Here is a 14806-nt window from a genome sequence, read left to right on the forward strand (position 1 = left end):
GAAAGCATGAACGCTCTCTTCGGTCTCCGACCACGAGCTCCGCGAGCGACTTTCGGCCGCCGTGAGCTCGGAGCGGTCGGCGTGCGCCAACGTCATCTTCCACCTGGCAGAGCTCGACCGCCGCAGGCTGTGTTGTTCCCGTTCCACGCCACACCACCGACAGCGATTCCGCGACTGCGGCAGACCGGAAGCGAGTTCCTCCGGCTCGGCCGGACTGTCTATTTCGATGCGTGTTCCTCCCTCTTCGCCTACTGCACCGAGCGCCTCGGCTATTCCGAGGACAGCGCGACCAAGCGTGTGCGTGTGGCCCGCCTGGCCCAGCAGTTCCCCCAGGTGCTCGATGACCTCGCCAGCGGCGAGCTCCACCTGACGGGGCTGTTCCTGCTCTCCGGCCACCTGACGGACGACAACGCCGAGCAGCTCCTCGCGGAGGCGCGTGGCAAATCGAAGCGACAGCTCGAAGAGCTCCTGGCGCGGTGGTTCCCGCGACCGGCCGTGCCGCCGACCATCACCCCGGTCACGCCCGAGCCGGTGCAGGGGCAGTTGTCCACATGGTCTGGGGCAGGTAACCCGGCTCCGCCGGCCTCGGCGCCTCGCCCTCGCGTCGAGCCGCTCTCGCCGGAGAGCGTTCGCGTGGAATTCACAGCCAGCGTCGCGTTCCGCGACAAGCTCGAGCACGCCCGGGCGCTGCTCAGCCACACGGTGCCCAGCGGCGACCTCGCGACGATCCTCGAGCGCGCGCTGGACCTGCTCATCGAGCGGGAGACGAAGCGCCGCGCCGGCGCGGGCAAGCCCCGCAAGCGCCGCGAGACGAAGCCGGGCTCGCGGCACGTTCCGGTGGAAGTCCAGCGAGCGGTCAGGGAGCGGGACGGCGACCAGTGCACCTTCACCGACGCCGAAGGGCGGCGGTGTTCGGCGACGCGCTTCTTGACCATCGAGCACATCGACCCGTTCGCGAAGGGCGGGCCCACGACGGTGGACAACTGCTGCTTGCTTTGCAGACCTCACAACGCCCACCGAGCGCGCCAGGTCTTCGGTGAGGACCACATCCAGAACGAGATCTCGGAGGCGCGAGCGAGGCGAAGACAGAGCACGCCACCGGCGCCACCAGCGCCGACGCCCGCGCCCGAGGGCGGCGTGTCCGAAAAGGTGCTCGGAGCGCTGGTTCGGATGGGGTTCAAGCGAGCGGACGCGCGGCGAGCCGTCGAGCAAGCGCGCCTCTGCGAGGTGGAGCCGCTGCTCGAGCCGATGCTTCGCGCGACGCTCGCCATTCTCACACCCTGAGACGGTTCGGGCACACCCACGTCGAATGGGTGTGCACGGATTGCCCTTGGTGGTCATTGTCAGCGGCAGCGCCGTGGGCACGCATGCGGACGAAGGAAATGAGCTCATCTGTGCCTCGAACAGGTCGCACTCAACGCAGAGTCATCGGCATGCTCGTCAAACGCTTCGGCGACGCGCGCCTCGACGAGGTCCGCGACCCGCGCGAGACTTCACTACCTGTTTGCGGTCAAGAGCACCCAACCCTCCCTCCACACCGAGGCCGTGCGCTGGATGGGTGGCCTGGAGCCTGACCAGGCCGCCGCCACCAGCACGGATCTCGACCACAGTCGCTCCGTCGTGCGGCGCATCTACCTCGGTGAAGCCCTTGCCGCGCCGGAAGGTTGGGAGCATCTCAGGACCGTGCTCCGCGTCGAGGTCGAGACGCCCCGTCCCCGGGTCACCACTTCCCCGCCGGTGGTGGCGACCCAGCTCGACTCGCGGAGAACCGATCGAGACTGAGCTCTGAGCCACGCAGCTTGACCGCCCGCGCCCCCGGCGAGAAGTGGGGGGCGGTGCCAGTCTTCGAGCTTCGCAGCGAACGCGGCCTGTCGGAGGCCGAGGCCGCGGCGCGCCTCGCACGCGATGGGCCGAACGAGCTGCCCTCGGACCGCGAGCAGAGCGTCATCCTGACTCTGCTCGCGGTGCTCAAGGAGCCGATGCTGCTCCTGCTGCTGGGGAGCGGTGCCCTGTACCTACTGCTCGGCGACGTGCGCGAGGCGCTCACCCTGCTCTCGTTCGTCGTGGTGATCATCGCCATCACGCTGTACCAGGAGCGCAAGACGGAGCGGGCTCTGGCCGCTCTCCGCGACTTGTCGAGCCCACGCGCCTCGGTGATCCGCGACGGCGTGAAGAAGCGCATCGCCGGCCGCGACGTGGTGGAGGGCGACGTGATCGTGCTGGCCGAGGGGGACCGCGTGCCGGCCGACGCGCTCTTGCTCGATGCGGTCAACCTGTCGGTGGACGAGTCGCTGCTCAGCGGCGAGTCGGTGCCCGTGCGCAAGCAGGCCGCGGGCGCAGACTCGCCGACCAGCGCGCGGCCAGGCGGGGACGACCTCCCCTTCGTGTTCAGCGGCACGCTGATCGTGCGCGGGCAGGGCGTCGCGCGGGTCAGCGCGACCGGGCGCCGCAGCGAGCTCGGCAAGATCGGCACATCCCTCTCTAGCCTGGAGGACGAGCGGAGCCCGCTCCAGCACGAGGTCGGCCGCGTCGTCACTCGGGTGGCGCTCGGCGGACTCCTGCTCTGCGTGCTCTTGCTCCTGGTCTACGGGCTCACCCGCGGCGACTGGCTGCGCGGGCTCCTGGCCGGGCTCGCGCTGGCCATGGCCGTGCTGCCTGAGGAGTTCCCAGTCGTGCTCACCGTGTTTCTGGCGCTGGGCGCCTGGCGCATCTCGAAGCGCAACGTGCTCACCCGGCGCGTGCCCGCGGTGGAGCTCTTGGGCGCGGCCACGGTGCTGTGCACCGACAAGACGGGCACGCTGACCGAGAACCGCATGACGGTGGCCGAGCTCTGGGCACCTCGGGGCGGGCACGTGGTCGGAGGCGCCGAGCTGCCGGAGTCGGTCCACGGCGTCGTCGAGTTCGGCATCCTGGCCAGTCAGCGCGATCCCTTCGACCCGATGGAGATCGCCTTCCACGCGATCGGCCAGGGAAAGCTTCAGGGCACCGAGCACCTTCACGACAACTGGGAGCTGGTGCGCGAGTACCCGCTCTCGCCGGAGCTCCTGAGCGTGGCGCAGGTCTGGCGCGCGCGGGAAGGTGAGCGTCACGTCATCGCCGCCAAGGGCGCACCCGAGGCCATCGTGGACCTCTGCCACCTTGCGCCGCAGGAGGCCGAGGAGGTTCAGCGTCACGTCCTCGAGCTGGCGGGGCGGGGACTGCGCGTCCTGGCGGTAGCCCGCGCCTACTTCGCCGGAGACGAGCTCCCGGCCCAGCAACACGACTACGACTTCGAGCTGTTGGGGTTGGTCGGGCTACGCGACCCACTGCGCGAGACCGTCCCGGCCGCCGTCGACGAGTGTCGGGCAGCGGGACTCTCGGTGGTGATGATCACCGGCGACTACCCGGAGACCGCCCGCGTCATCGCCAAGGAAGCTCACCTGCCCGAATCCGGAGAGCTCATCACCGGCAGCGAGCTGGACGAGCTGTCGGACGACGCGCTCCGAGAACGCCTCCAGCGCACCACCGTCTTCGCGCGCGCGGTGCCGGAGCAGAAGCTCCGCCTGGTGCAAGCCCTGAAGGCGAACGGCGAAATCGTGGCCATGACCGGCGATGGCGTGAACGACGCGCCCTCGCTCAAGGCCGCTCACATCGGCGTGGCCATGGGCGGACGCGGCACCGACGTCGCGCGCGAGGCCGCCGCGCTGGTGCTGACGGACGACGACTTCTCGTCCATCGTGGCGGCGGTGCGCCTGGGCCGGCGCATCTTCGACAACCTGCGCAAGGCGATGGCGTACATCATCGCGATCCACGTGCCGATCGCCGGCATGTCGTTGATCCCGGTGCTGCTCGGCTGGCCGCTGGCCCTGTACCCGGTGCACATCGTGTTTCTCGAGCTCGTGATCGACCCGTCGTGCTCGGTGGCGTTCGAGGCCGAGCCCGAAGACCCGGGTGTGATGCGGCGCCCACCCCGGCGCGCTCGGGCGCGGCTGTTCCAGGGCCGCCTGGTCGGGGTGGCCGCGCTCCAAGGAGCGAGCCTGCTCGTCGCGGCCCTGCTCGTCTTCGGCCTCGCGCTCGGCAGGGGGGCGCCCGAGGCCGAGGCCCGTGCCCTCACCTTCACCACGCTGCTCGGCGGCAACCTCGCGCTGATCGCCACCAATCGCTCTTGGACGCGCTCGCTCTGGGGAGCGCTCGGAGCTCGAAACTGGCCGGCTCGGCTCATCATCGCCGGGGCGCTCGTCGTGCTCGCGGTCGCGCTCTACGCGCCGCCGGCTCGGGACCTGTTCCACTTCGTCACCCCGCGCTTGCCCGACGTCCTCTTGGCGCTGGGTGCCGGCGCCGTGTGCTTGCTCTGGTTCGAGCTGATCAAGGTCGTGTCTCCACGCTGGCTGTCGGAGCGCTGAGGCCCCATAATTCGGCGCGGGACCCAATGCTGAAACTCCGACCTGGCTCCGAGCGCGGGCACGCCGATCACGGCTGGCTCGACTCCCGCCACACCTTCTCGTTCGCCGACTACTACGCCCCGGCCCACATGGGCTTCCGGCAGCTGCGCGTGATCAACGAGGACCGCGTCCAGCCCGGTCGCGGCTTCGGCACTCACCCGCACCGCGACATGGAGATCATCTCCTACGTGCTCGCCGGCGCTCTCGAGCACAAGGACTCGATGGGCAACGGCTCGGTGATCCGCCCGGGAGAGGTCCAGCGCATGAGCGCCGGCACCGGCGTGACCCACAGCGAATACAACCACTCGAAGACGGAGCTGGTTCACTTCCTCCAAATCTGGCTCCTGCCGGCGCGGAGCGGGCTCACGCCTGGCTACGAGCAGAAGGCCTTCCCGGAGGGCGAGCGGGCGGGGCGGCTCTGCTTGATCGCCTCCCCGGACGGGCGCGATGGCAGTGTCACCATCCACACCGACGCACTCGTCCACTCCGGGTCCTTCGACAAGGGTCAGTCCGCGGAGCTGTCGCTCGCTGCCGGCCGTCACGCCTGGGTCCACGTCGCGCGCGGCGCGGTCTCGGTGAACGGGCACGCGCTCTCGGCGGGGGACGGCGCCGCGCTCTCCGATGAGCCGAGCGTGCGCCTCGAAGGACTGGATGCCGGCGAAGTCCTGGTGTTCGACCTGAGCTGACTCGGCTCTCACGACCCGCCATGCGCATGCGCGACTCCTGGAACCGCGTCGTCTACCGGCTCTGGTCGCCGATCTACGATCCGCTGCTCACGCGGCTGTTCCAGCGCGGGCGCACGCGCGCGCTCCAGCTACTCGACCTCGAGGCGGGCGAGCGCGTGCTGCTGGTGGGTGTCGGCACGGGCGCGGATCTCCCGCTCTTGCCCGAGGGCGTGTCCGCGCTGGGCGTCGATCTCAGCGGCCCCATGCTCGCCCGAGCACGCGCCAAGCTGCCGCTTCCGGGGCGGGAGATCACGCTCGAAGAAGGCGACGCCCAGCGGCTCTGGGTCGAACCCGAGTCGTTCGACGCCGCGGTCTTGAACCTGATCCTCAGTGTCGTGCCCGATCCCGTGTCCTGTCTGCACGAAGCGTTGCGCGCGCTGCGCCCCGGAGGCCGCGCCGTCGTGTTCGACAAGTTCTTGCCCGACGGCCGGAGGGGGACGCTGGGCCGGCGCCTCGCCAACCAATTCTCGACGCTGTTCGGCACCGACATCACGCGGCACTTCGGCGAGATCGTCGCCGGCGCACCCTGTGAAGTCCTGCTCGACGAGCCTAGCATCGCGCGCGGCGCCTATCGGGTGATCCTGCTCAGGAAGACGGAAGCGGCGCGCGCGCGCGGCGCCTGACGCGCGTTCGGCCCGGACGTCACGGCGACGGCCAGCTCTTCTGGCACCGCCGGCGCCTTCGCCGCTTCGGCGGGCTCGGAGGGCTCTGCCTGCCGAGCCCGCGGAGGCGAAGCGACCGGCGGACCCCTCTGCCTTGCGGCGCCAGCCAATGCGGCTCTCCCCAGCCTCCTCGCAACTGTCGGAGGCTCTACGGATTCGGCCACAAACGCCAGTCGCCGATCTCGCCCAGTTGTCACTATGATGCCGCACGGTGGCAGCCGAGTCCGGTCAAGACGACGTCAGCCTCGCCAAGCGGCGCATCGGCACGACGCTGGCCGGTCGCTGGCCGCTCGAAAAGCTGATCGGGTTCGGCGGCATGGCTGCGGTCTATGCCAGCCAGGACGAAGCCGGCACGCCGGTCGCCATCAAGGTCCTGCACAGCGCCTTTGCGACCAACGAGGGCGTGCGCCAGCGCTTCATCCGCGAGGCGCACCTGACCCAAGCCGTCGATCATCAGGGCCGGGTCGAGATCTACGAGGAAGGAGTCAGCGAAGACGGCGACCCCTACTTCGTGATGGAGCTCCTGGTCGGCTCGACGCTGGAGAGGCTCTGGAAGCAACACGAGCGCATCTTGCCGGTGGAATACGCGCTGGAGGTCGCCGACTGCGTGCTCGACTTCCTGGCGGTGTGTCACGAGCAGGGCATCGTTCACCGCGACCTCAAGCCGGCCAACATCTTCGTCACGGAGTCCGGTGCGGTGAAGGTGCTCGACTTCGGCGTGGCCCGAAAGCGAGAGGCCGGAGTCGATCCCACCCTGGCCGGGACCGCGCTCGGCACTCCGGCCTACATGGCGCCAGAACAGGCCCTGGGCTCCACCGACCGCATCGATGGTCGCACCGACCTGTTCGCGGTCGGGGCGATGCTGCACGCGACGATCTCCGGAAAGCGCCTCCAGGAAGGGCGCTCGCATCAAGAGGCGTTCGTGCTCGCCGCGACCCGCCCCGCGCCGTCCATCGCGACCGTGGCGCCGAACCTGCACTCCGAGGTCGTGGCGCTGATCGATCGCGCGTTGCAGTGGGATCCCCGCAACCGTTTCCAGACCGCGGTGGAGATGCGCGAGGCCATCGCCGCCGTGCTCGCCCGCTTGCAGGGCGCGCCCGAGGCCGCGCCCGAGCCGCAGAAACCCCGCGGCCGGGCCCAGCTCTTGTCTGCGCTGGCCGAGACTGCGGAGAGCCCGGAAGCGGCTCAGGAGCTGTCGCCGGCCGAGCAAGCGCTGGCCAAGGAGCTCCAGGAGATCTTCACGCGCATCGAACGCGGCTTGAACGCCGTGCGCCAGTACGGCTCCGATCACAAGGTGACCCACGGCCACATCCAGACCATCCACGAGCTCGCCAGCGCCTTCTTGGCCCGCGAGCCCGAGGGCCTGCGCTGGGACGTGAAGCCCCACTCGTTCACGCTGAAGAGCGCGGTGCTCTGGGAGCCGCTCCACCCCTTCGACGAGATCCCGTACAACCTGTTCGCCAGCGGCTTCCGCAACTTCAGCGTCACCCCCGGCGTGACGCTCGACGAGATGGCGACGTTGCTCGACCTCTTGCGACGCGACCCGATGCGCGACTTCTCGCCGGAAGACGACCTGGCCACGGCCTTCTGGGAGAAGCAGCTCGAGCACGTCCACTATCAGGTCGTCAGCTCGTTCTTGACCGTTGGTGCGTCCGACGAGATGGACCAGGAGTACGACGAGCTGCTCGAGACCAGCAGAGACGTGCTCGAGGGCCCGGCGCGGGCGGCGCTCGGCAAGGCGGACCTGGACACCGAGCCGCTCTCGCTGGAAGAGCGCGCGGCGATGCTCGCCGTCCGGCAGATGGCGCTGCGCGCCGTGCGTTCCGCGGGCGTCGCAGCGCTGGACGAGCGCTCCAAGGGCATGATCGCCGCCGCGCTGGACATGCCCGAGGCGGAGTGGGAGGCGCGCTACGTGCGGGTCCTCGCCCAGGCCGCCAACGACGCCATGACCTACGGGAACCTCGAGCTGGTCTCCACCCCGATGCGCATCGCGCTGCACGAAGCGGCGGGGAATCAGGCGCTGGAGCAGGCGCTCGGGCGCACCGTAGCGGTGCTCGCGGCGCTCCTCGCCCAAGCCGGGCCGGCGGCTCGGGCGGAGCTCGCGCGCGAGGTCCTCGACGGCGACACCGTGGGAGTCGTGCTCAAGGAGCTGGCGCGCGCCGTCCCAGAGCGCGAGCGTGAGCAGGTGACGCGGACCGCACCGCTCCTCGCGGCGCTGCTCTCGAACGCCGGACCCGAGCACTTCGACGCGGTTCTCGCGGCGTTCGCCCGCGCGGACGTGGACCCGATCCGCGACGCGCTGCTCCACTATCTCGAGCCCTACGCCCGAGACCGCGAAGAGCAAATCGGTGCGCTGCTCCGCGACGCGGACCTGACCAAGGGCAAGGCCATCCTCGGGCTGCTCGGCAAGCTCGGAACGGAAGCCGCGGCGCGCGCGCTCCGGGCCGCGGAGTCGAACGCCTTCCCGGAGCTCAGAGTGGAGGCCGTCGCGCTGCGAGCGCAGGCGTCCAGCGAAGGTCTGCGCGACGAGCTCTCACGCCTGCTGTCGGATCCCGATCAGGCGGTGCGTCTGGCGGTGCTCCGGACCATGGCCCGCTACAAGGTCAAGGAAGCCGGTCCGACGCTCGTTCAACTGATCGGCGACGGCGCGTTCCACAAGCTGGCCCACGACGAGCGCCTGCTCGCGTTGGAGACCTTGTGGGAGCTCTCGCCGGTCCGCGCCGAGAGCCTAGCCAAGGACCTGGCGGTGAAATCCGGGATGATCACCCGCGACACGGTGGACGACACGCGCATCATGGCGATCCATCTTCTGGAACGGCTGAGCACGAGTCGAGAGGTGATCTCCGAGCTGGAGAAGGCCGCCGGCAAGTGGACGAACTCCCAAATCGTGCGTGACACGGCGGCGCAGGCGGCAGCGGCGATGAAGCGCCGCCTGGGGGCCCGATGACCGAGACGGCAGCCTCCCAGGAAGCGTCCCAGCTGGTGATGAAGAACGTCGCCGAGCTGGCGCAGCGCCAGCAAGCGCGGGAGCTGGGCTCCTCGCTGGCGCGGCAGATCTTCCGGTTGCTCAAGGTCGTGCAGTTCCACGCCCTGGACAACATGGCGGTCCTTCAGCAGCTGGACCAGACCGTCGACGCGCTCAGGGCGTTCGGCAGAGAGACCGGCGAGCCGCTGACGCTCCTGTTCGCGAAGAGCACCGTGTTCGTGTGTGGTCAGCTGCTCAAGGCGTCGCGCGCGGACTACGAAGCTGCCCTGGAGCTCAGCCAGATGGTTCGCCGGCTGGGCGTGACGCAGCTGACCATCCACACCGACGCGGAACGCGCCGACCTGACGGCGCTGGCGCGGCTGTTTCAGCCACCGCACGACGCGAAGGCCGAGCACGGGGTGCTCGAGCCCTCGCCCCGGGTGCGCCTGCGCTACGTCAGCGCGGCCCGGCTCGACGAGAACGACCAGCAGATGTCGCCGGAGGACCAGATCCTGCGCACCTACGCCACCTCCGTGGTGGTGATGCGCAGGGTCTACGAGAACCTGATGGCGGCGCGCTACCAGCTGCCCAACCAGGCCAAACGGCTGGCGCAGCGCCTGGTCACGCTCTCGGAGGGGGAGACCCCTGCCTTCCTGGGCGTCACCGCGATGCGGACGCTGAACCACGACGCCGCCGGGCGCGCGGTCAACCGCTCGATCTTGGCGGTGGCGATGGGACGCCAGCTCACCGGCGATCTTGCCACGCTCTCGCGCATCGCGATGTCGGCCCTGTTCTTCGACGTGGCCAAGCCTCTGGTGACCGGCAGCGCGGGCAAGGGTCACGACGTGGTCGTGGCGCGCATGACGCCCGCGGCGGAGAAGCGGCTGCCGGCAGCGACCGCTTCGGTGCTCACTGCCCTGGGTCAGCTCCGGGACGCCTCGATGGTCCGCACGGTCATCGCCTACGAGGCGCATTGCCTGAGGCTGTTCGGTCCGCTCGAGCCGATGTACGACGGCGCGCACAAACCCATGGTGGCGGCGCGCATCGTGGCGACCGCGAATCGCTTCGACGAGCTGATGCAGACCGACCTGGCGGCGAGCCAGACGCCCACCGTGGACGACGCCCTGGCGAAGCTGCAGGCGGAGGCTCGCGACGCGGTGGACCGAGCCATGCTCGTCTTGCTCGTCGCCGCGCTCGGGGTTTTCCCGCGCGGGACGCCGGTGGAGCTCTCGACCGGCGAGAAGGCCGTCGTGCTGCGCACACCGGACAACCCCGCGGACTATCCACGCCCCCAGGTGCGCTTGGTGCACGACGCCCACGGCCAACCGCTCAGGATGAAGGTGGCGCTGGATCTCGCCAGCGATCCGAACCGGCAGATCCTCCGCGTCATCACCGACCCCGATCCCCTGCTGCTCCAGGCGTGCCACGCGGTCCGAGAGGCTGCCGCTCCCGCCGCGCCGGCGAGCGCGCCGCCGGAGCCAGACGAAGAGCTGGCGTTGCTCGAGCCGCTCGAGCCCCCCGAGCTGGTGCCGGAGGTCGATCCGACGTTGCGGCCGGCGGGCGAGCCGGTGCCGGAGAGCGCTCCTCCCCAGCGCCAAATGCCGTCGGGAGTCGAGCTGCCGCCGGAGAGTGCATCGCCGCAGCGCCGGATTCCGTCGGGAGTCGAGCTGCCGCCGGACAGCGCTTCGCCGCAGCGCCGGCTTTCGTCGGCTCCGGAGGGAATACCCGGCTCGGTCCGGATCCAGAGGCGACGCGCGTCGCTGATCGAAGTGGTCGAGGAACGCCCTTCGAGGCGAGATCCGCGCTCCGACGACTACGAGCCCGATCCAAACGACGCGCCCCCGCCGAGACCGAGGCCGAGCCTGCCTCTGCCGCCGCGCCAGCCGAGCGCGCCGCAGCCGCCGCAGCACGACGAGGCTCCCCCAGAGCTCGAGCTGCAGCTCGGTCCGGTCGAGCCGTCCGATCCGTCTTCGGCCTGGCGACGAGCGCCCGCAGCGCTCGCACCCGCGGAGGGCCCGGACGAGGCTGGTCCGGGGGAAGGCACGCACGCGCCGAGCGCCAGCGGTTCGCTCGAGCGCACGCCCTTCTCCAACGTCTTGCTCTACATCCTGGAGCGCTCGCTCGCCGGTACCCTGATCTTGACCGAGCCGGCGGAGCTCACTGGCGACGCGCCCATCGAGCACGCCGTGTTCTTCCAGGACGGCATCCCGACCAAGGCCCACACCGGCGCTCGAGTCGCCGCTCTGGGTCCGCTCCTGGTCGCCTACGGCGTGCTCGACCAGTCGCAGCTGGAGAGCGATCCCATCAGCCAGCCGCCCATCCACGAAGCGACGCTCGAGAGCGAGCTGCTCGAGTCCGGCTTGGCGCGGCACGAGCAGATCGCCGAGGTGCGCAACGAGCAGCTGACCGAGCGCCTCTGCTTCCTGTTCGGGCTTCCGCCCGCGACCCAGTATGCTTTCTACAACGGGTTCGACCTGCTCGCGCCGGTCTGGGGCGAGGTACCCGGCGTGACCTCGCCGCTCGGGGTCCTGACTCGGGGGCTGCGCGAGCGCCCGGAAGAAGCCGCCATGGACCGCTTGCTCACCCAGCTCGGCGGCGCACGGCTAGAGCTGCACGAGGACTCGGACCTGATGGCGTTCGACTTCTCGGAACAGGAGCTGGCCGTGGCAGCGGCGATTCAAGACGGGAGGCCCTCGGTGCCCGACCTGATCGAAGCCGGGCAGGACCCGGACGTGGTGCGCCGCGTGGTCTACGAGCTCATGCTCACGCAGTGCATCACGCCCCTGACGTAGCGCCTGGACTCGCTCCGACGCATGTGGCGATGATGCGGGCATGAGCTCCACCGCGCCCGCTCCGAGTCCCCAACAGGTCCCTGCCACGTGGGACGCCGTCGCCCCGACCTACGCGGAGGACATCGGGCAGTGGACGGACTACGCCGAGGAGGCGCTTCGTACCCTGCGGGTCGGCCCCGAAGATCGCGTCCTGGATGTCGCCACCGGTCCCGGAACGCTGGCCTTCGCGGCGGCGAAGCTGGCCAAGCAGGTGAACGCGATCGACTTCTCTCCGGGCATGATCGCCGAGCTCGAAGCGCGCGCCGCCCGAGAGGGCGTCCAGAACGTCACGGCCACGGTGATGGACGCGCAGGAGCTGATCTTTCCAGACGCGAGCTTCGACGCGGCGTTCTGCCTGTTCGGCTGTTTCTTCTTTCCCGACCGGCCCAAGGCGTTCGGCGAGCTCCGGCGCGTGCTCCGCCCGGGCGGTCGAGCCCTGATCGCCACGTGGGCGCCCATCGAGCGCCGCCCGATCATGAAGCTCGCGTTCGACGCCATGGCCGAAGCCCTGCCGCAGCTGCCGCGCCCGGCCAAGGGCGACCTGCAGGCTCCCGAAGAGTGCGTGCGCGAGCTGACTGACGCGGGCTTCAGCGACGTGGCAACCCATGCCTTCACGGCATCGGTGCACTTCGAGTCCGCAGAGCGCTACCTCGAGACGATCGTGCGCTCCGCCGCGCCCTTCGCGCTGATGAAGAAGCGCCTGGACGAAGCGGCCTGGAACTCCACGCTCGCGCGCCTGCTCGACGCGCTCTCGCCGCGCTTCCCCGCAGGTGGTCTGGAGCTCTCGGCGGAGGCCCTGATCACCACCGGCAAGCGCTGAGGTCGAGATGACGCAGGGCACGACGAAGGCGTCGTGCCCCCGCCTCGCTCCGCGAGGGCTCAGTCCGCGGTCGCGTCCGTCGCCGAATCAGCGGCAGCGTCGCTCGCTGCGTCGCTCGCTGCGTCGCTCGCTGCGTCCGTCGCCGCGTCGCTGCCGCCGTCTCCCGGCTGGCCCGGCGTGCAGGCCGCGGGCGGACCGGCGTCGCTGGCGGGGAGGCTGGCCGGATCGACACAGCCGATGTTCGGCCCGCCGAAGCCCGACACGTCGACCATGTAGCTGCACTTGCTCGCACCGGCGTTACAGCAACCGGGTAGCGTGATCCCCACGGCCGCGGCGGGGGTTGGCTCGGGCGCCTGCGCGGCCGTCGTGCTCGGCGCTGGCGGAGGCGTGCGGACCAGGCGCGCTGCCGCCGCAGCGCCGACGAGGAGCGCCGCCGCCACCAGGATCAGCGGCCAGCGCGGGCGACGGGCGGGGATCGGCAGAGGAGCTCGCTCGAGGGCGCCGGCGATGGCGCGCTCGAGCAACGCTTCGTCCTCCGGACGCGGCGCCAGCTCGGGCTCGAACAAGTCGCTCATGCCTCTACCTCCAGGAGCGCCGACAGGCCCTCCGCTTCGATGCGCTTCTTCAAGCCTTCCCGCGCGAGACGGATGCGGCTCCGGATCGTGTTCTCGGGCGCCCCCGTGATGGCGGCCGTCTCCTCCAGGGAGTGCCCGAGCACGACGCGCAGGACCAGTGCCTCGGCTTGTGCCTCCGGCAGCTCGTCGAGCAAGCGCCGGAAGATCTCGCGCCGTCGTGCGGCTAGGACCTCGCTCGGCTGCGCGGCGTCGGCTGCGCTCTCCTCCGCCTCGGGCTCGGGCGCCCGCGCCCGGTAGCGGCGACGCGCCGCGATGCTCGCGCGCAGCGTGATCCGCACGGCGTAGCCGGTGACGTCACCCTCGCCACGGAAGGCCGGCAGGGCGCGGACGAGCGCGATCAGGGCTTCTTGGAGCGCGTCGTCGAGCTCGGGATGGCTCGCGCCGAGCACACCCCGAACCGTCCGTAGCAGGCGCGGGCCCAGGGCTTCGAGCAGCCGGCGGGTCGCCGCGCCATCCCCGCGCTGCGCTGCCCGAGCCAGGCCCGCCAGGGGGTCCAAGACCCTCACGTTGGAGCCACTGTCTCGGCGCGCTGCCTCTCCGCCCACGGGGCTAGTATCGTCGCGGCTCGGGAGAGTGAGTGCCAGCTCCACGGTGGATAGGGGGAGGTCACGGGTCTTTGGCGATCACTCGCCCGAGTTTTCGCGGGTTTTTGGCCGGGCTTTGGCTGCTCGTCTTGGCCCTGGCCCGACCTGCTAGCGCCGAAGAGCGCCGAGCCGTCCAGCTCGGACTCTCCGGCCCCAGCGACCGGCTGGACCGCGTCGAGCTCGCGCTCGGCGACCTGCTCGGGCGCCTGCCGATCGCGGTCGCGACCGCGCGGAGCCAAGCGCTCGACCTGCGCAGCGTGGTCGAGCCCCCGAGCTCGCGCGAGCCCGCGGACGTGCGGGTCTGGGTCGACGTGACCGCGCCCGACCAAGCCACCCTCTACTTCACCGACGCGAGCTGGGAGCGCATCCTGATCCGGCGCTTCCCGCTGACCAAGGACTTGGACGAGGTCGAGCGCGAGGAGCTCGCGCAGATCGTCCGCTCCGCCGTGGAGGCGCTGCTCGGCGGCGCCAAGATCGGCATCACGCGCGACGAGGCGCGAGCGGAGCTGTTTCCGCCGGAGCCGAGCACGCCCCCACCGGTCGAAGCACGGCCGCTTCCGCCGAAGATCGCGAAGCCGCCTCCGCCTCCCTCCTGGCGGCTCGAGCCCGGAGCGTTCTACGAGGGTACGCCGTACGCCAGCGCCTTGTGGCAGGGCCCGGGGCTCTCGCTCGACGTCGGCGCACCGGGCGTTCCGAGCCTCGGCGCGCGCTCGACGCTCGGCTATCGAGCGCCAATCTTGCTCGAAGACGAGGTGCTCGGCGTGCGGCTCCAGGCGCTGACGGCCCGCGTGATGGGTCAGCTCGCGTGGAGCCCGGAGCCGCTCGGGCTGCGCGCTGCCGCGGGGCCCGGCCTCGACCTGACCCACGTGGACCCGCGGCGCGTGGGCGACCGAGGAGCGCCAGCGCCAGCGAGCTGGGATCCGGTGCCGGTGATGCGAGGGGAGCTCGGCGCGAGCTGGGCGTTCGGCGCGCTCCGAACCGGCCTGTTCGCAGGCGCCGAGGGGGATTGGGTGGCTACCCGGCACGTGGCCCAGCGCGACGGGGCGAAGCGCACACTGATCTCCCCAGCGCGGATCCGGCCATTTTTCGGCGTATCGCTGACCGCGCGAGGGGAAGAGTGATCGCTTTACCCGAGCACTGTCCCCTAGGCCGAGCGGAGGACG

The 14806-nt window shown here is 70.7% G+C and carries 11 protein-coding genes; 9 read left to right on the forward strand and 2 right to left on the reverse strand.

The features are described from left to right. The first annotated feature begins 132 nt into the window (after positions 1 to 132). From HS104_29815 to HS104_29850, 8 genes are all read left to right on the forward strand, one after another. Positions 133 to 1284, forward strand: a complete 1152-nt coding sequence (locus tag HS104_29815) for an HNH endonuclease (protein MBE7484152.1) — start codon at positions 133 to 135, stop codon at positions 1282 to 1284. A 270-nt stretch (positions 1285 to 1554) separates the two neighbouring features. Beyond that, the gene (locus HS104_29820) at positions 1555 to 1782 is read left to right on the forward strand and encodes a hypothetical protein (GenBank protein MBE7484153.1); all 228 of its coding nucleotides are present in this window, start codon (positions 1555 to 1557) and stop codon (positions 1780 to 1782) included. A 53-nt stretch (positions 1783 to 1835) separates the two neighbouring features. Beyond that, the gene (locus HS104_29825) at positions 1836 to 4382 is read left to right on the forward strand and encodes a cation-translocating P-type ATPase (protein ID MBE7484154.1); all 2547 of its coding nucleotides are present in this window, start codon (positions 1836 to 1838) and stop codon (positions 4380 to 4382) included. Between the two features lie 26 nt (positions 4383 to 4408). Then, on the forward strand, positions 4409 to 5107 hold the full coding sequence (locus HS104_29830; protein MBE7484155.1) for a pirin family protein: 699 nt from the start codon (positions 4409 to 4411) through the stop codon (positions 5105 to 5107). 26 nt (positions 5108 to 5133) lie between these two features. Then, positions 5134 to 5769 (forward strand): methyltransferase domain-containing protein, encoded by a 636-nt coding sequence (locus HS104_29835; protein ID MBE7484156.1) that lies wholly within the window; start codon positions 5134 to 5136, stop codon positions 5767 to 5769. 250 nt (positions 5770 to 6019) lie between these two features. Further along, positions 6020 to 8755: a protein kinase gene (locus HS104_29840; GenBank protein MBE7484157.1), complete on the forward strand. Its 2736-nt coding sequence runs from the start codon at positions 6020 to 6022 to the stop codon at positions 8753 to 8755. Next, positions 8752 to 11565, forward strand: a complete 2814-nt coding sequence (locus tag HS104_29845; GenBank protein MBE7484158.1) for a hypothetical protein — start codon at positions 8752 to 8754, stop codon at positions 11563 to 11565. The genes HS104_29840 and HS104_29845 overlap by 4 nt, the downstream gene beginning before the upstream one ends. 40 nt (positions 11566 to 11605) lie before the next feature. Further along, positions 11606 to 12424 (forward strand): methyltransferase domain-containing protein, encoded by an 819-nt coding sequence (locus HS104_29850; GenBank protein MBE7484159.1) that lies wholly within the window; start codon positions 11606 to 11608, stop codon positions 12422 to 12424. A 59-nt stretch (positions 12425 to 12483) separates the two neighbouring features. Here HS104_29850 and HS104_29855 read toward each other — a convergent pair whose 3' ends face one another. Both HS104_29855 and HS104_29860 read right to left on the reverse strand, forming a co-directional pair. After that, a complete protein-coding gene (locus tag HS104_29855; GenBank protein MBE7484160.1) occupies positions 12484 to 12999 on the reverse strand; it encodes a hypothetical protein in 516 nt (171 codons plus the stop codon). Continuing rightward, positions 12996 to 13565 (reverse strand): RNA polymerase sigma factor, encoded by a 570-nt coding sequence (locus HS104_29860; protein MBE7484161.1) that lies wholly within the window; start codon positions 13563 to 13565, stop codon positions 12996 to 12998. The genes HS104_29855 and HS104_29860 overlap by 4 nt, the downstream gene beginning before the upstream one ends. A gap of 167 nt (positions 13566 to 13732) precedes the next feature. On the opposite strand from HS104_29860, the gene HS104_29865 reads away from it, so the two are divergent. Then, the gene (locus tag HS104_29865) at positions 13733 to 14764 is read left to right on the forward strand and encodes a hypothetical protein (protein ID MBE7484162.1); all 1032 of its coding nucleotides are present in this window, start codon (positions 13733 to 13735) and stop codon (positions 14762 to 14764) included. The last annotated feature ends 42 nt before the right edge of the window (positions 14765 to 14806 follow it).

The sequence above is a fragment of the Polyangiaceae bacterium genome, assembly GCA_015075635.1.
In the GTDB taxonomy this organism is placed as follows: domain Bacteria; phylum Myxococcota_A; class Polyangia; order Polyangiales; family Polyangiaceae; genus JADJKB01.

Bases quoted from the DNA above. Each gene is read 5' to 3' on its own strand.
- HS104_29820 (MBE7484153.1), top strand. From the start codon at position 1,555: ATGGGTGGCCTGGAGCCTGACCAGGCCGCCGCCACCAGCACGGATCTC.
- HS104_29830 (MBE7484155.1), top strand. From the start codon at position 4,409: ATGCTGAAACTCCGACCTGGCTCCGAGCGCGGGCACGCCGATCACGGC.
- HS104_29835 (MBE7484156.1), top strand. From the start codon at position 5,134: ATGCGCGACTCCTGGAACCGCGTCGTCTACCGGCTCTGGTCGCCGATC.
- HS104_29855 (MBE7484160.1), bottom strand. From the start codon at position 12,999: ATGAGCGACTTGTTCGAGCCCGAGCTGGCGCCGCGTCCGGAGGACGAA.
- HS104_29850 (MBE7484159.1), top strand. From the start codon at position 11,606: ATGAGCTCCACCGCGCCCGCTCCGAGTCCCCAACAGGTCCCTGCCACG.
- HS104_29845 (MBE7484158.1), top strand. From the start codon at position 8,752: ATGACCGAGACGGCAGCCTCCCAGGAAGCGTCCCAGCTGGTGATGAAG.